The organism is Caballeronia sp. INDeC2 (assembly GCF_023631325.1).
In the GTDB taxonomy this organism is placed as follows: Bacteria; Pseudomonadota; Gammaproteobacteria; order Burkholderiales; family Burkholderiaceae; genus Caballeronia.
On the sequence record NZ_JALQDG010000044.1, the window covers coordinates 70,955 to 94,216 of the forward strand.

Consider the following 23,262-nt stretch of genomic DNA (forward strand, 5'->3'; position numbering starts at 1 on the left):
CGCGTAGACATCGGCTGGAATGGTGTTCACGCCTTCGCGAGCCACGCGAACTCCGCGAACCGATAACCCATCACGCGTCCCGAGGGCGTGCCTTTCAATCCACGCAAGGTCGAACTCTGCGCATCGATGAAGTTGATGAACGCTGGAATCACGAGGCTGTTCTTCTCGTAGATGATGGTCTGCATGTCGCCGTACATCTGCTTGCGCTTCGCTTCGTCGCGCTCGCGGCGCGCCTGCATCAACAGTTGATCGAACTGCTCGTTCTTCCATGCCGACTCGTTCCAGTTCGCGTTCGAACGGAAGAACTGCGTGTACAGTAAATCGAGCGTCGGGCGCGGCAGGATAGAGCCGTAGGTCATCGGGTACTTCATCCAGTATGTCGTCCAGTAACCGTCGGCGGGCACGCGGCGCACATTGATATCGACGCCCGCCTGCTTCGCGGCCTGCTGAATCATCATGGCGGAATCGAGCGCGGTCTCGACCGATGGCGGCGCGATGATCTCCGCGCGCGCGCCCGGCGTGCCGGCCTTCTTGAAGTGGAACTGCGCCTTGTCCGGATCGAACGCGCGTTGCGGCAATCCCTTCATGAAGTACGGATGCCACTCCGGCACCGGATGATCGTTGGCGAGCGTGCCGTGGCCGCGCAGCATCACGTTTACGATGCGCTGCCGGTCGTGCAGATACTTGATGCCTTCGTTGAAGTCCGGGCTCTTCGTCGGCAACATGTCCTGCCGCAACGCGAGGTCGGAGTAAAGTTGCGACGGGCTTTCGAGCACCGTCACCTTGCCCGTCTGCTTGACGCGATCGACATCGCGCGCGGGCAGCGGCGAGATGAGCTGCACGTCGCCCGCGAGCAAGGCATTGGTGCGCGCCGCGTCGTCGCCGATGCCGATGATCTCCACTTCGTCGAGATACGGACGCCCCGGCTTCCAGAAGTTCGGATTGCGCGCGCCGACGCAGCGCTGCGCCGGCGTGAACTCCTTGCATATGAACGGACCCGTGCCGATGCCTTTGGAGAAGTCCGTCGTGTTCGCGGCGACGATCACGAGATGCGGGATTGCCAACAACGCGGGAAGATCGACGTTCGGTTCGGCCAGCGTGATCTCGACCTTCGACGGCCCGGCCGCCTTCACCGAGCTGATGCCGTCGACGATCGACTTCGCCTTCGAGGCCGTCGCCGGATCCTTGTGGCGCATCAGCGAGAAAACGACATCGTCGGAGGTGAGCGGCTTGCCATCGTGGAAATGCACGTTGGGCCGCAGCGTGACGGTCCACTTCACGAAGTCGTCGGATTCGAGCTTTTCCGCGAGCGCGTTCTGCGTCTTGAAGTCGGCGTCGAGTTCGGTGAGGCCGCTATAGAACATGTACGCGCGCGAATAGTCGCCGGTATGCGTGCCCTTCGCGGGATCGAGCGAATCCATCAACGACTGGTTCGCCAGCGCCACGCGTATGCGTCCGCCGCGTTGCGGCGCAGGCTCCGTCGCGGCGAGCGCGAGCGACGATGCGCCCGGCAGGACGAGCGTCGCCGCGCCTGCTGCGGCCAGCGTCTTCATCGCCTTGCGGCGGCCAGGATCGGCGACTACGAGTTCCTTCGGCAATGTCATGGTCAGCCTCGCTCGGTCATGTCGTTATGGCGGATGTTATGGCGGATGCGATGCAACGGGTCTTCACAGCGCGAGGCATAGCCTGTAGGCGTCGTAGATGGCCGTATGAATGTCGCGCGACGCGCTCGCGTCGCCGATGCGGAACAGATGGAACTGCCCTTCTTCGCCCTCTTGCACTTCGGGCTGAGGCTTGCCCGTGGCGAACGCTTCGAGATCGGTGTAGCCGTCGTTGACGGAATACATGCGCGTCGCCTCGAACAGATCCTCGACCGCGAGCATGCCGCGCTCGACGACGACATGATCCGCTTCCATCTCCACGAGATCGTTCGTCAGATGATGACGGAACACGGCCCGGCGTTTGCCGTTATCGGACGCGCTCACTTCGATCAGCTCGATGTTCGTGCGCACGGGCACGTCCCAGCGCGCAATATTGCGCATCCACACCTGATCGTCGCCACGTCCGCCGGTTTCCTGCGCCGGCATGCCGTCGATGAGCGCAAGTGATACATCGAGGCCCGCATCGACATAACGCTCCGCGCACAGATACGCGTTGTGCCGGCCCGTGCCGTCGTACACGAGCACGCTGCCTGCGCGCGGCGGCGTTTCGGTGAGTGCATCGAATACGGACTTGCAGAGTTCGCCGCCCGGCAGCGCATCGAGATTCGGCAGACCGCCCGTCGCGATGATGACGACATCCGCGCCATGATCGAGCACGTCGCTCAATTCGGCGTAGTGGTTATAGCGCACGTCGACGCCGAGCTTTTCGAGCTGCGCGACGCGCCAGTCGACGATGCCGATGAGATCGCGCCGCCAGCTTCCCGAGGCCGCCAGCAGCATCTGTCCGCCCGCCGCCGAGTTCGCTTCGAGCACGGTGACATGATGGCCGCGCGTCGCGCAGATGCGCGCGGCTTCGAGGCCCGCCGGTCCCGCGCCGACGATGAGCACGCGCTTCTTGCGCGCGGCTTCGGGTATGTCATGCGTGAGATACGTCTCGCGCGATGTCGCCGGATTATGGATGCACGTCGCGCGAAAATTGCGGCAGAACGATGCGCCCACGCACGGCCGCGCTTCATCCTCCTTGCCCGCTTCGACGAGCCTCACGAGATGCGGCTCCGCGATATGCGCGCGCGTCATGCCGACCATATCGAGCAGGCCTTCGCGGATCGCATAGCGCGCGGTGGCGAGATCGGCGATCTTCGCCGCATGGAGTACGGGCAGATCCACTGCGCGCTTGAACGCGGCCGCTTTCGGCAGCCACGGCGCGGACGGCACGAACATCCCCGGCATGGAATTGACCGCGAGCGACATCTTCGTGTCCATGCGCCCGAACGTGACGTTGAAGAAATCGAAGAGGCCCGTGCTCTGAAGAATGCGCGACATCTCCAGCCCTTCCTCGAAGCTGCATCCGTCTTCGAGCGCGAACCGAAAACCGACGATGAAATCATCACCTACTTGCTTGCGGATCTCCTCGTGCACCTCGATCGCAAAGCGCACGCGATTCGCCGTCGAGCCGCCGTATTTGTCGGTGCGCAGATTCACGGTCGGGTCCATGAACTGGCCGATGAGATGACCGCCCGCATGTGTTTCGATGCCGTCGAGCCCGCCGTCGCGGCAACGCTTCGCCGCGAGGCCGAAGTCGCTGACCACGCGTTTGATGTCCGCGTCGTGGATCGCCTGCGGCATGGCGCGATGCAGCGTTTCGCGCACGGCCGATGGCGCGATCATCGGCAGCCACGGTTCCGTGTACGCATCGCCACGCCGCCCGAGATGCGTGATCTGGCACATCAGCGCCGCGCCGTGCGTATGGATGCGATCGGAAAAGCGGCGCAGATGCGGCACCACGGCATCGGTCGCGACGTTGATCTGCTGAAACGTGTTCGGACTATCGAGACTCACGTTCGACGATCCACCGAACATCGTCAGCGCGATACCCCCTTTCGCCTTTTCCTCGTGATACCGTTGATAGACCTCCTGCGGGAATTCGTCGCGCGTCAGACGGCTTGCGTGACTCGTGCTCATCACGCGATTCTTGAACACGAGATGCCTGAGGGTGAACGGCTGAAGCAACGGGTCCGACGAAGCGGTAGTCATGGCCTGCCAGATGAAGTGGACGTCGCACTCAAGGTAAGGAGGTCAATATGCGCCGTCAAATTACAAATCGATGCATGCCCCATAACATGGTGTTGTATGAGTCTGCGACTTCCTTCGCTTCAGGCACTGCTCGTCTTCGAAACATCCGCGCGGCTCTTGAGTTTCACCAAGGCGGCCGGCGAACTCAACGTGACGCCCGTCGCGGTGAGCCGCATGGTGGCGCGGCTTGAAGACGCGCTCGGCTTCAGGCTCTTCGAGCGCACGAAGCTAGGGCTAACCCTGACCGATCGCGGTGCGACATTGCAGCATGCCGTCGCCGCCGGCTTCGGGCAGATCGGCGACACCATCGAGGAACTCAAGCGCGATCACGCGCAAGGCGAGATCGTCACGCTGTCGCTTGCAAGCGGTTTCGCTGCGTTGTGGCTTCTGCCGCGTTACGCCGAATTTCGCCGTGTTTTCCCTTGCATCAATCTGCGCTTGCAGGTGATGGCGGGACGCCTGTACGGACCGCTCGAAGATGCGGACCTCGGCATCCGGCTGCATGGTCCGGGCTCTGACAACAACCCGCTTCTGCTGTGTCCGGAGATCATCGTTCCTGTCTGTAGTCCGAACTATCTGTTGCAGTCGGGTCCGCTCGACGCGCCGAAGAGTGCGGAAGGTCACGCCTACATTCATCTCGACGTGACCACGCTTTCATGGGCGGATTTTCATCGGGCGACGGGACTCTCCGACAAGGGCATAGGCGAAGCAGTGCATCACACGGACCCCGGACTCGCCGTGCAATGCGCGATGCTCGGCCAGGGCGTCGTGCTCGGCTGGCTGCTCGCGGTCGCGGCGCCGCTCAACGAGGGCAAAGTGATTCCCGCGTGGGATCGTTATATTGAAACGGGCTGCAATTACGTGCTGGAATATCGCTCGTCGAATCCGTCGGAGAGCACGCGCGCGGTGGCGCAGTGGCTCATCGACGAAATGAAGAAGGAACTCGACGACGCGCGGCACGTGCTCGCTACCTTGAGAGCAGTGCCCAAGCATCGCGTCGATCATACGAGCACGCTCTGATTATCTTCATGACGCCGCCGACGACGCGCGCTCCCGCTCGCGCTGCCAGCAGCGCAGGCCGAACAGCGGCACGACGCCATACGCGTGATCGAGCATGTCCGATTGCAGGCTTTCGTAGCGCTCCCAACGTATCTCGTCGATAAACACGCAGATCTCCAGCGCGACGACGGGCGCCGTCGACTGCACGTGACGAATCACGAGCGGCATGTCGCGGCGCACGGCCGGATGCTCACGGAAATATTCGCCGAGATAGAGCCTGTAGAGGCCGAGATTCGTGCGGCGCTCGTCGTCGGATATGGCGAGCGGTCGTTCGAATGATGCGCGCAGACGCGCGAGCAAGGCATCGTCGGGAAAGCGGATCGTGTCTACGTCGAAGTGAATCGCGTGCCGCAGACGCCGCCCGCCGGACGCGATCATGCCGCGCCAGTTCTTCACGCTGTTGGTCAGAAGAAGCTGGCTCGGCAGCATGACGATCGTGTTGTCGAAGTTGCGCACCTTGATCGTGTTGAGCGCGATGTCGACCACGATGCCATCGGCGACATATCCCGGCACTTCGATCCAGTCGCCCACGCGCAGCATGTCGTAGGCCGCGAGCTGAATGCTGGCGACGAAGCCCAGCAGCGAATCGCGAAAGATGATGATGAGCAGCGCCGTGACGGCCGATAGCCCGGTGAGCAGATAAACCGGCGAACGTTCCAGCAGCAGCGACACGACCGCGATCAGCGCGACCAGATACACGACGATGGTCGCGATCTGCAGAAAGCTCTTGATGGGCCGTTCGCTCGCGGACGGAAAGTGGCTGTATCGCTCGTCGATGCTGTCACGCAACGCGAGCGCCGCGCGCACGAGCGTGTAGACCATGTAGCAGGCCGCGAGGATGGCCAATGGATGGCCGAGCGCGGGAATGATCGGGAACGTGAGGCCTGATAGCAACGGCGCCGACGCATAGACGATTGCCGCGGGCACGAGCGGCGCGAGCCGATGAAACACGCGATGCCGCTCCGCCGCGATCAGCCACTTGCGCCCTTCCTTGCGCGCGAGCCGGCCGACGATCAGAAGCATGATCGAGCGCGTCACGTAATAGCAGATCACGCTCGCCAGCAGAATCGCGAGCAGCAGCGCGGCTACGAGCAGCGTCGCGACGAGCCAGCTCTCGGTGGCGACGTGGACTTGCCAGTCCGGTCCGACTTCGAAACGCAAGGTGTTGCCGAACATGGACGCTCCCGATGTGGGCGAAGCGAAAACTTGCACTGCCGGCTATTGTAGTAGCGGCGCCGGGCTGAAAAGGCCCTTCGCATTTCCAGATTTTTTGGCTACAATTCGGTCCCCTTGCCCAGGTGGCGGAATTGGTAGACGCACTATCTTGAGGGGGTAGCGCCGCGAGGCGTGCGGGTTCGAGTCCCGCCCTGGGCACCAGTCGCATTGCGTCCCGAACGCGCCTTCATCTCCGGCGGCGCCGTCAGCCCCGCCACGGCCTCACCCGACTGCATCAAAAACTCCCTGAACGCATTGGCGACCTGAGGCAGACGCCGCTCCGACATATGCACCACATGCCACGCCCGCTCGATCGGCGTCGATGGCACGGGCAGCGTCGCGAGCAAGCCCGCCTGCATCTCCAGCGCACACGCATGCAGCGACAGAAACGCGACGCCGAGTCCCGCTTCGACGAGCTGCTTGATCGCCTCGTTGCTCGACAGCTCCGATGCGGCATGCAGCTTCAATCCCGCTTCCTTGAAAAGCGCTTCGATTGCGACACGCGTACCCGAGCCGCGCTCCCTCACGAGCAGATTCGCCGATTCGAGATCGGTCAGACTCAGGCGCTTCGCTTTCATCAGCGGATGCGACGGCGCAGCGACGAACGCCATCGGATGCTTCGCGAAAGCCGCCGCGTTCGTGCGCAATTCGCGCGGTTGCCGTCCCATGATCGCGAGATCGATTTCATTCGTCGCAAGCATGCGCACGATGTCGTCGCGATTACCGATACGAAACTGCAGCTTCACGCCGGGCCGCTCTTTCGTGAAGCGCACGAGAAGCGGCGGCACGAGATATTCCGCCGTCGTGATCGCGCCGATACGCAACGTGCCGCCCAGTTCGCCGCGCAGCGCGGCCACTTCTTCGCCAGCCTCGTTCCAGAGACTCAGGATCTCGTTCGCATAACGCGCCATCACCTCGCCCGCGGCCGTGAGTTGCACTTCACGCCCTACCCTGCGCAACAGCGGCGTGCCCGCCGCCTCGCCCAGTAGCGAAATCTGTAGCGATACCGCCGGCTGCGTGAGATGCAGTTCATCGGCGGCGCCCGAGATGCTGCCCACGCGCGCAACGGTCTGCAACGTGCGCAACTGGCGGAAGGTCGTGGTCTTTAACATTAGTAAAAACTTATGAGTCGGCGATAAATAGTAAATAGCGCAAATGTTTTCGCGACCTTATATTTTTTCCAACGAGGTCGTCAAGCATCCAACAGCACTCCCGGGAGGTCCACGATGTTGAATCCGTATGCGCAACAGCAGGTCGATTCGCCCCATCGCATCGTCGTCGTGGGCGGCGGGGCCGCCGGGCTGGAGCTCGCGACGCGTCTGGGCAATGGCGTCGGCAAGCGGCGCCGCGCCGAAGTGATCCTCATCGACCGTTTCCCGACGCACTTCTGGAAGCCGCTTCTGCATGAAGTCGCGTCAGGCCAGATCGACGCATCGAGCCATCAGATCGATTACGCCGCGCACGCGAAGTGGAATCACTTCCGCTTCGAGCAGGGCGCGCTTGCGAGCATCGATCGCGGCCGCCGCGAGATCGTCATCGACGAGACGACCGATATCGACGGGCGTCCGCTGCTGCCGAAGAGAACGCTCGCCTTCGATACGCTCGTGCTCGCGCTCGGCAGCGTCACGAACTTCTTTTCGATTCCGGGCGCGGAACGGCATGCGTTGACGCTCGAGACGGTGGAGCAGGCGGAAATGTTCAGGCGGCGTCTGCTGTCGAGCCTGCTGCGTTCGAGTCACGCACGGCAAGCGACGCCCACCGCCGTCGCGACGCCCGTCTCGGTGACGGTGATCGGCGGCGGCGCGACCGGCGTCGAACTGGCCGCCGCGTTGCGTGGCTCGGCCGAGATGCTGCGCGACTATCACCTCGCGTCGCTCGATCCGGCCCGTGACATCCGCATCCGTCTGCTGGAAGGCGCGGCGCGCGTGCTGCCCGCGCTGCCCGAACGCATCTCGGCGCGCGCTCAGGACGTGCTCGGCGGACTCGGCGTCGAAGTGCGACTCGGCTGCCGTGTGCGCGCGGTCGACGCGAATGCCGTATCGACCGTGGACGGTGAAACGCTCGCGAGCGACATCACGATCTGGGCTGCGGGCGTGGAAGGTCCGCCCGTGTTGCGCACGTTCGAAGGACTGCCGTTGAACAGGCTCGGACAGGTCATCGTGGATGGAACGCTGCAGGTCGAACCCGGCTCGGGCATCTATGCGATGGGCGACTGCGCCGCGTGCGCCGCATCGAAAGGCGAGGCGCTCGTGCCGCCGCGCGCGCAGGCCGCGTGGCAGCAGGCCGTCTATCTCGCCGATGCCCTCGCGCGCCGCCTCGACGGTCGCGCCGTGCCGCTGTTCTCGTATCGCGATCAGGGCACGCTCATTTCCTTCGGACGCGCGGGCGCGGCGGGCGCGCTGATGAGCGAACTGCTGCGGCAGCCGGTTTTCATCGACGGATGGTTTGCGGCGTCGTGCTACCGGCATCTCTATCGCCGGCACATCATGGGGCTGACGGGCGTCAAACGCGCCGTGATGTACGCGGCGAGCCAATGGCTGCGTGAACGCGTGCGGCCTACGGTAAAGCTGAATTGACGCGATGGGTTCGGCGCCCGGCATTCCCGGCGACTATCCGCGCAAGCCCGGCTGAACGGGCTGCCGTTTCACCGCATAGCCGTGATCGCGCCGGACTGCGAGCGCCCCGACACGAGACATTGCGATTTGAACGCGTCGCGCTGGCTGCTGGCGGCGGCATGACCGAAGCCCTTGCTCAGCGCGTCGAATTCGACTTGCGCGGCGCTTTGTGCGCACGAAGCCGCGCCCATGTCGTGTCCCTGTGCGTGAAGCAACGCGCGATCGGCGACGAGGTATGCGACGAGCGCGAACACGGCGGCCTTGAATATCTTCTGCATGCTTGTCTCCTTGCGGTCTAGGCTAAGGGCCAGACGGCTCCCGGCAAATCAGGGCAAGCCCGGAGCGATTTATTCGGCGCGGCATCGGCAAGGGCCATAAGCAGTAAAAATGTCAATGCCGCCCGTCGCAATGAATTTGATACGCCGCAAAGTCCCCAAAACGTTTTTGTTTCAGTTATGCTCGTTAACCCTTAGGAATTCGCCTAGCGTATTCGGGCTGCGTTTCCGGATTCAACCTCCGCGCATCTCGTCCAGCATTACATTCCACTTTCACCGCGCCTTTCCAGCGAGCACGTCCATCGCGTGCTTGCCGTGCTTTGTGCGCCCGATTCAAACCAACTCATGCATCTGCCGTCCGTTCTCAGCTTTCTCATCTGGATTCCAGTGGTGTCGGGCATCTTCGTGCTGACGTTCAGCGCGTCGGCCAAGCTCTCGCGCGCCGTCGCCCTCGCCGGCGCGATCTTCGGCCTGTTGCCGGTTGCGCCGCTCCTGTTGCGTTTCGATGCGTCGTCCGGCGCGATGCAATTCGTCGAGCGCATCGAATGGCTGCCGCAGTTCGGTATCTGGTATCACCTGGGTATCGACGGCATTTCGCTATGGTTCACCGTGCTCACGGCGGTGACGACGCTCATCATCTTCATCGCGTCGTGGCAATCGGTCACGAAGCAGGTCGCGCAGTACTACGGCGCGTTTCTCGTGCTGTCGGGCTGCATGCAAGGCGTGTTCGCATCGCTCGACGGCATGCTGTTCTTCGTGTTCTTCGAGGCGTCGCTGATTCCGCTGTATCTGCTGATCGGCACGTGGGGCGGCGAGCGGCGCGTGTACGCGGCCATTCGCTTCTTCTTTTTCTCGCTGCTCGGCTCGCTCGCGATGCTCGCCGCGCTGATCTATCTCTGGACCCAGGCGCATACCTTCGACATCGACGCATGGCGCCATCTGAAGCTCGGCTTCGCGCCGCAGATCGTCGTCTTCGTCTGCTTCCTCGCTGCTTTCTCGGTCAAGGTGCCGATGTGGCCGGTTCACACGTGGCTTCCCGACGTGAACTCGGAAGGCCCGACGGGCGCGGCGGTTCTGCTCGGCATGCTCAAGATCGGCGGCTACGGCATGTTGCGCTATGTGTTGCCGATCGTGCCCGACGCCTCCCACTTCTTCGCCCCGGCGATGATCGCGCTGTCGCTCGTCGCCGTGATCTACGGCAGCCTCGTCGCGCTCGCGCAGACGGACATGCGCAAGCTGCTCGCCTACTCGGCGGTCGCGCACATGGGTCTCGTAACGCTGGGCCTCTTCACCTTCGACCGCATGGGCACCGAGGGCGCGGTCGTGCAGATGCTGTCGTACGGCATCGTGTCCGGCGCGATGCTGCTGTGCACGGGCGTGCTGGTCGAGCGCACGAAGAACGGTTCGATCGATGCCTATGGCGGCGTCGCCAATACGATGCCCCGCTTCGCCGTCTGCGCGATGCTGTTCTCGATGGCCAACGTCGGCCTGCCCGGCACGTCGGGTTTCGTCGGCGAATTTCTGGTGCTGATGGGCGCGATCCGGCTGAACTTCTGGATAGGCGCGGCAGCCGCTTCGTCGCTGATCTTGAGCGCGGCCTATACATTGTGGATGGTCAAGCGCGTGATCTTCGGCGCGGTGAAGAACGAGCGCGTGGCCGGCTTGCGCGATCTCGGCAAGCGCGAGCTCACGCTGTTCGGCGCGATGGCCGTGCTGGTGCTCGCGATCGGCGTTCATCCGAAGACGTTCACGGACGCGATGGGTCCGTCGGTCGAGAGCCTCATGTCGGCAGTGCAGGGCTCGACGCTGCCGGACGACGCCAGCGCGCCTTCGTACAACGCGCGTCATGAAGCGGCTGCGGAGCGCGCACCGGGCTGAAGCCGACGCCTTCCGATATATTACGGCATCCTCATCATTCGGCGATACGCGGGCGCGGGCGCGAACTCGCCCGCAACGCACGCCGAAAGGCTTATGATATGAAGCCGCGCGAGCACAAATCGCGTAGCGACGTTAACATCTGATCATTCGCGGATCGACGCCGCACGCCCGACGTGCATCACCTGCTCCATCCGAAATTTGAAATGCAATCGTTCGATATGCAGTCAATGGAGGCCTGGACATGAACAAGAAGAATTCCGCAGCCATCTGGATCCTGGCCGCAATGGTCATCGGCATCGGGGTCGGCTACATGATCTTCACGAGCTTTCCCGACAAGAAGACCGCCACCGAGATAGCCGGTTACATCTCGCTCGTGTCCGACGTCTTTCTGCGGCTCATCAAGATGCTGATCGGTCCGCTCGTGTTTTCCACGCTCGTCGTCGGCATTGCGCACATGGGCGACGCGGCCTCGGTCGGGCGCGTGTTCGCAAAGGCGCTCGGCTGGTTCGTCACCGCTTCGCTCATTTCGCTGCTGCTCGGCCTCGTGATGTCGAATCTGCTCAAGCCCGGCGACAACCTGGGATTGCCGCTTCCCGACATCGGCGCATCGGCGAATCTCGCGACATCGAAATTCACACTGAAGGATTTCGTCGGCCATATGGTGCCGCGCTCGTTCGCCGAATCGATGGCGAACAACGAGATCCTGCAGATCGTCGTGTTCTCGATGTTCTTCGGCGTCGCACTCGCCGCGCTCGGCGAGAAAGGCAAGGTCCTGCTCGCCGCGATCGATCAGCTCTCGCACGTGATGCTCAAGATCACCGGCTACGTGATGAAGCTCGCACCGCTCGCGGTGCTCGCCGCGATGGCCGCGACCGTCGCGGTCAACGGGCTGACGATCCTTTTGAAATTCGCCGTCTTCATGGCCGATTTCTATCTCAGCCTGTTTCTCCTGTGGGGCCTGCTGGTGCTCGCGGGCTACGTGTTTCTCCGGCGCCGCGTTTTCAGGCTGCTCTCGCTCATCAAGGAAGCGTTCATGCTTTCGTTCGCGACCGCCAGCTCGGAAGCCGCGTATCCGAAGATCCTCGACGCGCTAGATCGCTTCGGCGTGAAGCGCAAGATCTCCAGCTTCGTGATGCCTATGGGCTACTCGTTCAACCTCGACGGCTCGATGATGTACTGCACGTTCGCGACGCTCTTCATCGCGCAGGCGTACAACATCCACCTGCCGCTCAGCACGCAGATCACGATGCTGCTGATCCTGATGCTCACGTCGAAAGGCATGGCAGGCGTGCCGCGCGCATCGCTCGTGGTGATCGCGGCCACGCTCAATCACTTCAACATTCCCGAAGCGGGCTTGCTGCTGATCCTCGGCGTGGACACTTTCCTCGACATGGGTCGCTCCGCCACCAACGCGGTCGGCAATTCCATCGCGAGCGCGGTGGTCGCGAAATGGGAAGGCGAGCTGCTGTCGGAACCGGAAGCGGCAGCGAATGCGGCGCGCATCGAGGCCGAACAGCACGCTTCGCTGGCGCATCCGGCACAGGTCTGAAGGAGGCGAGCCATGAACACGCAGCGCTTCTGGGCGGCGCTGGCGCTCGCCAGCCTGATCGCCATGGCCTTGGGCGCGCGCGCGGCCGACGACGTGCAGACGCCGCCGCCAAACAACGACGCCTACGCGCCCGCGACGCTCTCGGGCACGCTCGCGAAGGCGCGCGATACGGGCACGATCGCGCTGGGCTATCGCGAGTCGTCGGTGCCGTTCTCGTACCTCAATGCGCGCCGTGAACCGGTCGGCTATTCCATCGAACTGTGCAAGGCGCTCGTCGCGGCGATCGGCAACGCGGTCCACAAGAACCTCAAGATCCAGTGGGTGCCGGTGACGCCCGAAAATCGTATCGATGCCGTCGTCGATGGCCGCGTCGATTTCGAATGCGGCTCGACCACGAGCAACGTCGAACGGCAAAAGCGCGTGGCCTTCTCGCCGATCTTCTTCGTGGCCGGCACCAAGGTGATGGTGAGGCAAGGCTCGCCTATCGGCTCGTTTCGCGATCTGGCGGGCAAGAAGGTCGCGGTGACGGCGGGCACGACCAATGAAAAGGCGCTGCGCGACATCGACAGGAAATTCGGGCTCGGCATTCAGTTGCAGGTCGTGCCCGATCATGCGGAAGGCTTCGCGCGCGTGGCGAACGGCCAGGCCGATGCGTTCGCCACCGACGACGTGCTGCTCTACGGCCTCATCGCCGAGAACGCGGCGAAGGGCGGCGCGTATCAGGTCATCGGCGATTATCTGTCGTATGACCCGTACGGCATCATGTATCGCAAGAACGACCCGCAGCTCGCGCAAGTGGTGAAGGACACGTTTCAGGCGCTCGCGGCGGACGGCGAAATCGAGCGGCAATACAAACGCTGGTTTCTGCAACGTCTGCCGTCGGGCACGAGCCTCGACATGCCGATGAGCGCGCAGCTCGAAAGCATCATCGAGACGATGGCGGGCGGCGAGGCGCAGTGAGCGGACGCGCGGCTATTCGTCCACCAGTTGACGGACGCGCGCGGCGAGCGTTTCGATCGCGAACGGCTTGGTCAACACCTGCATGCCGGGTTCGAGACGCCCGTTGCCGATCACCGAGTTTTCCGCGTAGCCAGTGATGAAAAGCACCTTCAGATCGGGACGCGTGTGCCGCGCGGCATCGGCCATCTGGCGTCCGTTCATGCCGCCGGGAAGGCCGACATCGCTGATCAGCAGATCGATCCGCACGTTCGATTGCAACAGCTTCAGGCCGGCCACGCTGTCGGCCGCTTCGATCACCGAGTAGCCGGCTTCCTCGAGGACATCGACGATCAGCATGCGCACGCTCGGTTCATCGTCGACGATAAGCACCGTCTCGCCCGCTTCCGTGCCCGAGATGGGCGACGCGGCATGATCGGCGGCGTCGCCCTCGACACCGCCGTAGAAGCGCGGCAGATAGATGCACACCGTCGTGCCCTGCCCCGCTTCCGAATAGATCCGCACCTGGCCGCCCGACTGCTTGGCGAAGCCGTAGATCATCGAGAGCCCGAGCCCTGTGCCCACGCCGATCGGCTTGGTGGTGAAAAACGGATCGAACGCCTTCGCGATCACGTCCGGCGTCATGCCGGTTCCGGTATCGGTCACGCACAGCGACAGGAACTGGCCCTCGGGCATGTCGTGGGTTTGCGCCGCGCGCCGGTCGATCCATCTGTTGGCGGTTTCGATCGTGATGCGCCCGCCATCGGGCATCGCGTCTCGTGCATTGATGCACAGGTTCAGGAGCGCGTTTTCGAGCTGGCCCGCATCGACCAGCGCGGGCCACAGACCCGCCGCGCCGACAGCCTCGACCTTGATGCCTGGCCCGGCCGTGCGCTGGATGAGATCGGTCATGCCGTTGACGAGCGCGTTGACGTCCGTAGGGCGCGGATCGAGCGTCTGCCGGCGCGAAAACGCGAGCAGCCGATGCGTCAGCGCCGCCGCGCGCCGCACCGCGCCTTGTGCCGCGACGACGTATTTATCGACCTCGGCGATCCGCCCCTGGCTCAATCGTATGCTCAGCAATTGCAGCGAGCCCGATACGCCCGCGAGCAGATTGTTGAAGTCGTGCGCGAGGCCGCCGGTGAGTTGGCCGACCGCTTCCATCTTCTGCGATTGCCGCAGTTGCTCTTCCGCGCGCATCAGTTCCGCCGTGCGCTCCACGACGCGCTGTTCGAGCGTCTCGTTGAGCGCGCGCAGCGACGCGTCCGCGCGATCTCGTTCTTCCTCGGCTTTTCTGCGCGCCGAGACATCGCGAAACAGCACCGACACTTGCCGCAGGCTCGCCGGTTCGACGCGCGCCGCCGACACTTCGATGTGCCGTCCCGCCGTCAGAAAGTAGCGCTCGAAACGGGCCGGAACGCCAGTGCGCAGCACGTTGCCATAGAGCTCGATCCAGCGGTCCGCTTCGGTCGGATCGATCTCGCGCAAGGTCTTGCCCCGCACTTCGGCAATGCCCGTATGCCGCTCGTATCCGAGATTCGCTTCGACATGAACGTAATCGCTGAGCGGTCCGTGCGGACCGTCGAAGAATTCGATGATGCAGAAGCCGTCGTCGATCGCATTGAAGAGCGCGCGATAGCGCGCCACGGCGGAGAGGCGGTGCGCTTCTGAATCTGAGGCGTGGGTCATCGGCGGAAAGTATGGTCGATCGCGCGGCACGGCGCAGGGAGCTTACGCCAAAGCTGGCATACCGTGGACGCGAGAAAAAAATTTTCTGCCCGCGACGAACTTTCGTCCAACGTTCCGATAAAAAAACGCGCGATTTCAGGCGGGACTCGCCAGCATCACGCGATTGCGTCCGCGTGCCTTCGCGTCGTAGAGCGCTTCGTCGGCGGCGCGGATGAGCGCGCTCACATCGTCGTTGCGCTCGGGCCGCCAGCTCGCGAGGCCGATGCTCGCCGTGACGCGGCCGAACTCGCTGCCCGCGTGCTCGATCGACAGATCGCTGATGGCCGCGCGAATCTTCTCCGCGATTTTCGCGGCGCCATCGGCGGGCGTGTCGGGCAACACGACGACGAATTCCTCGCCGCCATAGCGCGCCGCGGTGTCCGCGGGCCGCCGAATGTTGTCGCCGATGCAGCGCGCGACGGCGGCGAGCGCATCGTCGCCGGCCTGATGACCATAGGCATCGTTGAAGGCCTTGAAACGATCGATATCGACGAACAGCAGAGAAAAGAGACTGCGCGTGCGGCACGCCCTGCGCCATTCCTGATCGAGAATCTCGCCCAGCGTGCGGCGATTGTGCAGCCCGGTCAGTCCATCGGTACGCGCGAGCAATTGCAGTTCCGATTCCGCGCGCATGCGCCGCCTGAATTGCGCGGCGAGCACGAACGACAACGTGATGAAGCCGACCGCGAGCACGCCCATCGACGAACCGATGATGGCCGCGCGCCGCCGCCATGCCGCGTAGATGTCCTCTTCCCCTTCGGCCACCATGATGATCAGCGGCAGGTGCGGAAAGTTGCGGAAATAGTAGAGGCGGCGTCTGCCGTCGATGGACGATGTCTCCGTGAAGCTGCCCTGGTCGGCCGCGCGGAAATGCCTGAAGGTGTCGGCCTTGCTGATGTCGCGGCCGATCACGCCGGCATCGAAGGGCTGCCGCATGATCACCACGCCGTCGTGATTGATCAGCGACACCGCGCCGTGCGGCCCGAGCGAAAGCCCCGCGAAAAGATTGCGAAAGTATTCGAGGTTGATGGCGAGCATCGCGACGCCCGCGAACGAGCCATCGGGATGCGACAGCCTGCGGCTCAGCGCGATGCTGGGCGCGCCGCCACGCAATCGCGACGTGTAAGGGCTGCTGAGATAGAGACCTTCGTTGGGGTTATCGCGCTGAATCGTGAAATAGCGGCGGTCGGCAAAGTTACCCGCTCGGGGCGTCACGCTGCCGGAATCGATGACGATATTCCCGCTCTCGTCGAGCACGAGGATCGAGCCGAGATCGCGTGCGGTGGCAGCGCGATCGAAGAGCACGTCGTTGCGCAGCCGCGGCGGCAAGCTGATCACATCTTCGCGCTGCATGCCTTCGACCACCGCTTGCAGCGACAGCTCGTACAGCTCGAAATTGCGCTCGATATCGCGCTCCGCGAGCAGCGCCAGATTGCGCGACGTGTCGCGCGCGCGATCGAGCGCATCGATTCTGCCTTGATACAAAACCAGCGCGCAAAGCCCCATCATGACGAGCGCGATGAGCGTGCCGCACAGCACGATGAGATTCGGCGTCGATGTTCGCGCGCGCGCCGGCGGCTGTGCATTGAGACTCGGGTTGTAGATATTTTCGGTTGCCACTATTTGGGTGTCCCGGAACACTGTCTCGCGAGTTTATCTTTGCTCTGTACGGTCCTCAGTCAGCGAGCCAAGGCGCTTATTCTCTCCTATTTGTCTGATTCAGGTGTGGTCTTGTGACGGTGCTCAAGCCTACTGAGCGCGCCCCAGCTCGATATATCTCGCGAGATGATGATCTTCATCGCCCAACTGATGGTCGATCATCACGAGCCGTTTCGCATAGTGAGCGAGCGGCAGTTCCCACGTCATGCCGATTCCACCGTGCATCTGAATGGCCTCTTCCGCGACGCGCGCGCCGATGCGCCCGATCGAATACTTCGCCGCCGACAACGCGCGTTCACGCGCGACGCCCGATTCGCCGACCGCCGCCGCAGCATTGATCGCCGCCGAGCGCGCCTGTTCGATTTCGAGCAGGACATCGGCCATGCGATGCTTCAACGCCTGTAACGCGCCGATAGGCACGCCGAATTGCTTGCGCGTGCGCAGATATTCGAGCGTATGTTCCTTGGCGACATCCATCGCCCCGACCGCTTCCGACGCGAGCGCGACGAGCCCATAGCCGATCGCATGCGTGAGCGCGGCGTAGCCACCGCCTTCTGCGCCGGCGATCGCATCGGCATCGAGCTTGACGTCATTAAGCGAGACTTCCGCTACGCGTCCGCCATCGATCTTGCGATGACCGCGCACATCGACGCCCGTCGCATCGCGCGGCACCAGGAAGAGCGAAATGCCCGCTTCGTCATGATCGTCGCCCGACGTGCGCGCCGACACGAGCAACACGTCCGCATGTTCGCCCTGCTGCACGACGCCCTTCGCGCCGTTCAACACCCACCCGTCGGCGAGCCGCGTGGCGCGCGTGCTCACGCGTGAACGCTCGTAATGCGAGCCGGGTTCGTCGTGCGCGAATGCGGCGATCGTCGAGCCGTCTATCATCTTCGCGATGATTTCGCGCTGCATGTCGCTGCCGGCATGAGCAAGCGCACGTCCTACGATGAGCGCATCGAGAAACGGTTCGACAACGAGCCCACGTCCGAGCGCCTCGAACACGACGCCGACATCGAAGCCATCGCCGCCGAAGCCGCCGCACGCTTCATCGAAGAACGCGCCGACGATGCCGAGCTCGCAAAACCGCTGCCACATGTCGCGGCTATACCCTTCTTCCGAGCGCGCGATCTTGTCTCGCGAATCGAACGCATATTGCTCGGCGATGAAGCGGTTCAGCGAATCCGCAAGCATCCGCCGGTCTTCCGTGTGCTGGAAATTCATCGTGCGAGTCCTTTAAAGCCCGAGCATCATCTTCGCGATGATGTTCTTCTGTATTTCATTCGAGCCGCCGAAGATCGACAGCTTGCGGTTGTTGAAGTACTGCGCGGCCGCCGTCGATGTTTCGCCGTCGTTGTCATCGCCGATGAATTGCTGCGCATACGGACCCATCGCGCGACGCATCAGCGACGAGATTTCCTGACGGATCTCCGTGCCGCGAATCTTGAGCATCGAGCTTTCCGCGCCCGGCGCGCCGCCGCCCGCGACCGCCGCGAGCACGCGCAGATTCGTCGTCTTCATGTTCTCCAGATCGATCTCGACACGCGCGAGCCGCGCGGCGAACAACGGATCGTCGATGAGCGCGCGGCCATTGCTTTGCAACTTGCTCGCCGCCGCCTTGAGACGGCCCAGCGCCGCGACCGAGAAGCCCACGCCCGCGATGTTCGTGCGCTCGTAGGTCAGCAGATACTTCGCATACGTCCAGCCCCTGTTCTCTTCGCCGACGAGATTGGCGGCGGGCACGCGCACATCGGTGAAGAAGACTTCGTTGACTTCGTGCTCGCCATCGAGCGTGATGATCGGACGCACTTCGACGCCCGGCGTGTTCATGTCGATCAACAGGAAGCTGATGCCCTCCTGCTTGCGCGCGTCCTGCGACGTACGCACGAGGCAGAAGATCATGTTCGCGTAGTGCGCGAGCGTGGTCCAGGTCTTCTGGCCATTGACCAGGTAATACTCTTGACCGTTCTCGATCGCGCGCACGGCCGTCGTGCGCACCGAGGCGAGATCGGAGCCCGCGCCCGGTTCCGAGTAGCCCTGACACCACCAGTCGGAGCCGTCGAGAATGCGCGGCAGCCAGTGACGCTTTTGCGCTTCGCTTCCGTACTTGATGAGCACCGGCCCGAGCATGTTCACGCCGAAGGGAACGATACGCGGCGCGCCCGCAATCGCGCATTCGTTCTCGAAGATGAACTTCTGCACCGCGCTCCAGCCGGGGCCGCCGTACTCTTTCGGCCAGTGATTCGCGAGCCAGCCCTTCGAGTTGAGAATGCCGTGCCATTGCGCCATGTCGCCGCGCGTGAGGCGCTTGCCCGTGCGCGCTTTTTCCGCGATGTCATCCGGCAAGGACACGCGCAGAAAGTCCAACACTTCGGCGCGAAACGCCTCTTCTTCTGCGGTGAATTTCAGATCCATGACTGCGGTTCCATGAAGAGATTGACGAAGCCCACGGCTCAGGCGGCCTGATTGAGACTCGCGAAATTCTTGCCGCGCGCGACGAGATCGACGATCAACGGCGACGCGCGCCAGAACAGCGGATCTTCCTTCGCGAATTCGCGGATATCGGCGAGCACGTTGTCGAGTCCGACGCTATCGGCATAATGCATCGGGCCACCGCGATGGCGCGGAAAACCGAAGCCGTGAACGAGCGTGACGTCGACATCGAGCGGACGCTGCGCGATACCTTCATGCACGATATTCGCGCCTTCGTTGATCATCGCGGCCATGTAGCGGCGCACGATCTGCTCGTCGCTGAACGTGCGCGGCGTGACGCCCGCACGCGCGCGCTGGGCGTCGATGAGCGCTTCCACTTCGGCATCCCGCTTGCCGATACGCGCGCCGTCTTCATAGCGATAGAAGCCGCGTCCCGTCTTCTGGCCGAACCAGCCGCGCTCGCACAACTCGTCGCCGATGCGCACATAACGCGCGTTCGGATCGCGCGTCGCGGCGCGGCGCTTGCGCGCGGCCCAGCCAATATCGCCGCCTGCGAGATCGATGACCTGATACGGTCCCATCGGAAAGCCGAAGTCGCGCACGGCGTTATCGATCTGATACGGCGACGCGCCGTCTTCCATCATATGATCCGCCGCCGCGCGATACACCGCGAGCATGCGATTGCCGATGAAACCATCGCACACGAGCGCGCGCACGGCGACCTTCCTGAGCTTCTTCGCGAGCTCGAAGCCGGTCGCGACGACATCGGCGGCGACGCGCGCGGGCACGACCACTTCGAGCAGCTTCATGATGTTCGCGGGCGAGAAGAAGTGCAGCCCGAGCACGTCTTGCGGGCGCGAGATGCTTGCCGCGATGTCGTCGATGTCGAGATAGGACGTGTTGGTCGCGAGCACCGCGCCGGGCTTGCACACGCGATCGAGCTGCGCGAACACGGCCTTCTTCACGGCCATGTCCTCGAACACGGCTTCGATGACGAGATCGGCATCGGCGAGCGCATCGTAGGACGTGTCGCCATTGAAGTGCTGCAGCGCACGCGCCTTCGTTTCGTGCGTCATGCGGCCTTTTGCGATCGACGCGTCGTAGACCTTTTCGACATGCGCGCGGCCGCGTTGGAGCGATGCGTCGTCGCGCTCGATCATCGTCACCGCGAGGCCCGCATCCAGCAGCGCGACGGCGATGCCCGCGCCCATCGTCCCGCCGCCGATCACGCCGATATGCCGAAGCGCTCGCGGTTGCGCATCGCGCGTTTCCGGCGACTTCTGCGCCTCGCGCTCGGCGAAGAAAGCATGCACGAGACCGGCCCGCTGCGGGCTCTCACGGCATTCGAGGAATCGCTCGCGCTCGAAGCGCAGGCCTTCGTCGAACGGCAGATTCAACGCCGCTTCCACACAGTCGACGATCTTCAGCGGCGACAACAATCCGCGCGATTTCTCTTGCGTATCGGCGCGCGCGGCGGCGATCGCGGCGGCGCTGGCGTCCTTGTCCGCGAGACCGCGCGCGTGCTTCGTTCGACGCGGCGCGGCGCGCGTCGCGATCAGTTCGTGCGCATAGGCGAGACCTTCGGCGAAGATGTCGTCGCTCTGTCCGACGCGATCGACGAGGCCGAGACGCAGCGCTTCCTGCGCGCCGGCATGACGGCCGCTCAACATCAGCGACAACGCGGCCTGCGCGCCGATCAGACGCGCCGAGCGCTGCGTGCCGCCCGCGCCGGGCAGAAGGCCCAGTTGCACTTCCGGCAGACCGAGCTTCGCGCCCTCGACGGCGATCCGGTAATGCGACGCCAGCGCAACCTCCAGCCCGCCGCCGAGCGCCGCGCCATGAATCGCCGCGATGACCGGCTTGCCGCACGCCTCGATGCGGCTGCAGACCTCGGGCAGCGAGGGCGGCACGGCAGGCTTTCCGAACTCGCGAATGTCCGCGCCCGCGATGAAGTTGCGCCCCGCGCCCACGATCAGCACCGCGCGCACGGCGGCGTTCGCGTCGGCGGTTTCGATCGCGCCGATGAGGCCGCGCCGCACGTCGGCATCGATCGCGTTGACGGGCGCATGATCGATCGTCACGACGAGGACGCTGCCGCGCAATGCGTGCTGGACAGTTGTGGTTGCGGGCGCGCTCGAAAGCGTCATGGGTGGCGTCTCCGGTTCAATTGAGTATGTGCAAGCATTCTCCCGGGGACAAGCATCCTTGACAATGACAGCGGCGGTTGACAGACTGTCAAATCACATTTGACAATCGAACGCGGACCGTGGACGTCAACGAACTCACGCTGCTGGTCGAAATCCTCGATGCGGGCAATCTCAGCGAGGCGGCGCGACGCCTGAAAATGAGCCGCGCCAATGTCAGCTATCACCTGAATCAGCTCGAAAATTCGGTCGGCTTGCAGCTCGTGCGGCGGACCACGCGCCGCGTCGAACCGACGGAACTCGGCCTCGAACTGTACGAGCACGGCCGGTCGATCCGGAACGCGCTCTTCGCGGCGCAGGAGTCGGTGTCGACGCTCGGACAAAGGTTGCAGGGGCGCGTGCGGCTATCGGTGCCGAGCGGCTACGGGCAGCTCGTGATGTCGGAATGGCTGCTCGCGTTCAAGCGCGAGTATCCGGATATCGTGCTCGACGTGATGTTCGAGAATCGCGTCGAAGATCTGCTGCGCGATGAAGTCGATATCGCCGTTCGCGTGATGCCCGAGCCGCCGCCGAGTCTCGTCGCGCGCGACATGGGGCCGGTGCGTTACGTCGCGTGCGCATCGTCCGGATATGCCGAGGCGCACGGCATGCCGACGCGGCTCGAAGAACTGGGCGTCGTGCCGGTGATTACCGCGACGGTGGTCGGCAAGCAGACGCGCGTCGCCGCTTATCTGAACGATGAACGCCACGAAGTGCTGCTGGAGCCGAGCCTGATCTCGGAGAACTTTCTGTTTCTGCGCGATGCCATTCTCGCGGGACTAGGCGTCGGCATCGTGCCGGATTATGTCGTCGCGGAAGACATGCGGCGCGGCAAAATCGTAACGGCGCTCGATGAATGGCGGCTCAGCATCTTCGGCACGCACATGTACATGCTGTATATGCCGAATCGGCATCACACGCGCGCGACCCTGGCCTTCATCGAGTTCATGCTGGAAAGGTCGCGGCGCGCGGGGCGCGGGGGGCTTTGATCGTAACAACGGCGTCGCGGCGCATCACCCCTGCCGCCCGCGCTCCGCAAACCAGACCGCCACCGACATCAACACAATGCCCGCCATCTGCACGCCGCTCAAACGCTGATCCAAAACCAGCCAGTCGGTGACGATAGCCACCGCCGGATAGACGAACTGGAACACTGCGATGCGCGCGGTATCGAGCCGCGCCATGCCGATATACATCAGCGTGTACGCAAAGCCCGTGTGGATCAGTCCAAGGCCCGCCAGCCACGCCCACGACATGCCCCACGCGGGCCAGCCATGCTGCATCGGCCAGAGCGATAGCACCATCGTGCCGACGGCGCATTGCCACCACGCGAGAATGCCCGCGGGCATCTCACGCAAGCGTTTGGCGATGATCGTCACGCACGCCATGCACAGCGAGCCCGCGAGACACGCGGCAACGCCCATCCAATATCCCGGCTGAAGCGCGCCGTTCGCCGTGTGCTCGACGATGCCCGTCGCCAGCACGAGCCCGCACATCGCAACCGAAACCGCGACGACGCGCTGTCCGCCGATCGCCTCCTTCAGCCACAACGAGGCGAATATCAGCATCCACATCGGCTGCACATGGAACAGCACGATCGCGACGCCCGCCGATATCCGCTCGGCCGCCCCGAAGAACAAGGCCCAGCTCAGCACCATCAGCATGCTGGCGCTTAGCACCCACGGCGCGCCGCCTCGCGTAAGAAGCAGACAGCGCGTTTGCCGGCGCAGGATGACCCACGCGCTCATGCCCAACAGCCCGAACGCGCAGCGAAACCACGTCGCGGTCAGCGGATCGGCATTGGCCTCGTGTAGAAAGACGCCGATCGTGCCGAGCAGCGCACAGCCGGCGAGAAACGGCCACGCGTCCCCCGCCCGGCTTCCTTTGCCCTTCGCGACGATGCGCGCCGCCGCCCGATCTGTCGATGAGTTCGTATTCATGCCCGCAGTGTGTGCCGCGACGGTTCGAACGAAAAGCGCATAATTCGAACCTCATCCA

General features: G+C 63.7%; 16 protein-coding genes, 1 tRNA gene and 1 pseudogene. 7 read left to right on the forward strand and 11 right to left on the reverse strand.

Features of this window, described 5'->3' with window-relative positions; genetic code table 11:
* Positions 1 to 26: 26 nt before the first annotated feature.
* Both NCS28_RS29435 and NCS28_RS29440 read right to left on the reverse strand, forming a co-directional pair.
* Positions 27 to 1,604: an ABC transporter substrate-binding protein gene (locus tag NCS28_RS29435; RefSeq protein ID WP_250517320.1), complete on the reverse strand. Its 1,578-nt coding sequence runs from the start codon at positions 1,602 to 1,604 to the stop codon at positions 27 to 29.
* A 63-nt stretch (positions 1,605 to 1,667) separates the two neighbouring features.
* Positions 1,668 to 3,695, reverse strand: a complete 2,028-nt coding sequence (locus NCS28_RS29440) for an oxidoreductase (RefSeq protein ID WP_250517321.1) — start codon at positions 3,693 to 3,695, stop codon at positions 1,668 to 1,670.
* A gap of 96 nt (positions 3,696 to 3,791) precedes the next feature.
* Between NCS28_RS29440 and NCS28_RS29445 the strand changes: the two genes are divergently transcribed.
* Positions 3,792 to 4,754: a LysR family transcriptional regulator gene (locus NCS28_RS29445; RefSeq protein ID WP_250517322.1), complete on the forward strand. Its 963-nt coding sequence runs from the start codon at positions 3,792 to 3,794 to the stop codon at positions 4,752 to 4,754.
* 6 nt (positions 4,755 to 4,760) lie between these two features.
* Here the strand turns inward: NCS28_RS29445 and NCS28_RS29450 are convergent, their stop codons facing one another.
* On the reverse strand, positions 4,761 to 5,969 hold the full coding sequence (locus tag NCS28_RS29450; protein ID WP_250517323.1) for a mechanosensitive ion channel family protein: 1,209 nt from the start codon (positions 5,967 to 5,969) through the stop codon (positions 4,761 to 4,763).
* Positions 5,970 to 6,085: 116 nt separating this feature from the next.
* On the opposite strand from NCS28_RS29450, the gene NCS28_RS29455 reads away from it, so the two are divergent.
* Positions 6,086 to 6,170: transfer RNA gene (locus NCS28_RS29455), tRNA-Leu, on the forward strand.
* A 17-nt stretch (positions 6,171 to 6,187) separates the two neighbouring features.
* Here NCS28_RS29455 and NCS28_RS29460 read toward each other — a convergent pair.
* Positions 6,188 to 7,120, reverse strand: a pseudogene (locus NCS28_RS29460) (LysR family transcriptional regulator); the annotation flags it as partial.
* Between the two features lie 114 nt (positions 7,121 to 7,234).
* On the opposite strand from NCS28_RS29460, the gene NCS28_RS29465 reads away from it, so the two are divergent.
* Entirely contained in the window at positions 7,235 to 8,584 is a 1,350-nt protein-coding gene (locus NCS28_RS29465; protein WP_250517324.1) for an NAD(P)/FAD-dependent oxidoreductase, read from the forward strand.
* A gap of 68 nt (positions 8,585 to 8,652) precedes the next feature.
* Here NCS28_RS29465 and NCS28_RS29470 read toward each other — a convergent pair whose 3' ends face one another.
* Positions 8,653 to 8,901 (reverse strand): adhesin, encoded by a 249-nt coding sequence (locus tag NCS28_RS29470; protein ID WP_250517325.1) that lies wholly within the window; start codon positions 8,899 to 8,901, stop codon positions 8,653 to 8,655.
* Positions 8,902 to 9,243: 342 nt separating this feature from the next.
* Between NCS28_RS29470 and NCS28_RS29475 the strand changes: the two genes are divergently transcribed.
* The 3 genes from NCS28_RS29475 to NCS28_RS29485 all read left to right on the forward strand — a co-directional run bounded on the left by NCS28_RS29475 (position 9,244) and on the right by NCS28_RS29485 (position 13,285).
* Positions 9,244 to 10,776: a complex I subunit 4 family protein gene (locus NCS28_RS29475; protein WP_250517326.1), complete on the forward strand. Its 1,533-nt coding sequence runs from the start codon at positions 9,244 to 9,246 to the stop codon at positions 10,774 to 10,776.
* 241 nt (positions 10,777 to 11,017) lie between these two features.
* Complete coding sequence (locus NCS28_RS29480) at positions 11,018 to 12,325, forward strand: dicarboxylate/amino acid:cation symporter (protein WP_250517327.1); 1,308 nt, start codon at positions 11,018 to 11,020, stop codon at positions 12,323 to 12,325.
* A gap of 12 nt (positions 12,326 to 12,337) precedes the next feature.
* The gene (locus tag NCS28_RS29485) at positions 12,338 to 13,285 is read left to right on the forward strand and encodes an amino acid ABC transporter substrate-binding protein (RefSeq protein ID WP_250517328.1); all 948 of its coding nucleotides are present in this window, start codon (positions 12,338 to 12,340) and stop codon (positions 13,283 to 13,285) included.
* Between the two features lie 12 nt (positions 13,286 to 13,297).
* On the opposite strand, the gene NCS28_RS29490 is transcribed toward NCS28_RS29485, so the two are convergent.
* From NCS28_RS29490 to NCS28_RS29510, 5 genes are all read right to left on the reverse strand, one after another.
* Entirely contained in the window at positions 13,298 to 14,950 is a 1,653-nt protein-coding gene (locus NCS28_RS29490; protein WP_250517329.1) for an ATP-binding protein, read from the reverse strand.
* 135 nt (positions 14,951 to 15,085) lie between these two features.
* The gene (locus tag NCS28_RS29495; RefSeq protein WP_250517330.1) at positions 15,086 to 16,609 is read right to left on the reverse strand and encodes a sensor domain-containing diguanylate cyclase; all 1,524 of its coding nucleotides are present in this window, start codon (positions 16,607 to 16,609) and stop codon (positions 15,086 to 15,088) included.
* A 129-nt stretch (positions 16,610 to 16,738) separates the two neighbouring features.
* Entirely contained in the window at positions 16,739 to 17,872 is a 1,134-nt protein-coding gene (locus tag NCS28_RS29500; RefSeq protein WP_250517331.1) for an acyl-CoA dehydrogenase family protein, read from the reverse strand.
* A gap of 12 nt (positions 17,873 to 17,884) precedes the next feature.
* The gene (locus tag NCS28_RS29505; RefSeq protein ID WP_250517332.1) at positions 17,885 to 19,063 is read right to left on the reverse strand and encodes an acyl-CoA dehydrogenase family protein; all 1,179 of its coding nucleotides are present in this window, start codon (positions 19,061 to 19,063) and stop codon (positions 17,885 to 17,887) included.
* Between the two features lie 38 nt (positions 19,064 to 19,101).
* The gene (locus NCS28_RS29510) at positions 19,102 to 21,228 is read right to left on the reverse strand and encodes a 3-hydroxyacyl-CoA dehydrogenase NAD-binding domain-containing protein (RefSeq protein ID WP_250517333.1); all 2,127 of its coding nucleotides are present in this window, start codon (positions 21,226 to 21,228) and stop codon (positions 19,102 to 19,104) included.
* A gap of 119 nt (positions 21,229 to 21,347) precedes the next feature.
* Between NCS28_RS29510 and NCS28_RS29515 the strand changes: the two genes are divergently transcribed.
* The gene (locus NCS28_RS29515) at positions 21,348 to 22,253 is read left to right on the forward strand and encodes a LysR family transcriptional regulator (RefSeq protein ID WP_250517334.1); all 906 of its coding nucleotides are present in this window, start codon (positions 21,348 to 21,350) and stop codon (positions 22,251 to 22,253) included.
* A gap of 24 nt (positions 22,254 to 22,277) precedes the next feature.
* Here the strand turns inward: NCS28_RS29515 and NCS28_RS29520 are convergent, their stop codons facing one another.
* Positions 22,278 to 23,204 carry a DMT family transporter gene (locus NCS28_RS29520; protein ID WP_250517335.1) on the reverse strand — a complete coding sequence of 309 codons (927 nt, stop codon included), beginning with the start codon at positions 23,202 to 23,204 and terminating at the stop codon, positions 22,278 to 22,280.
* Positions 23,205 to 23,262: the final 58 nt, after the last annotated feature.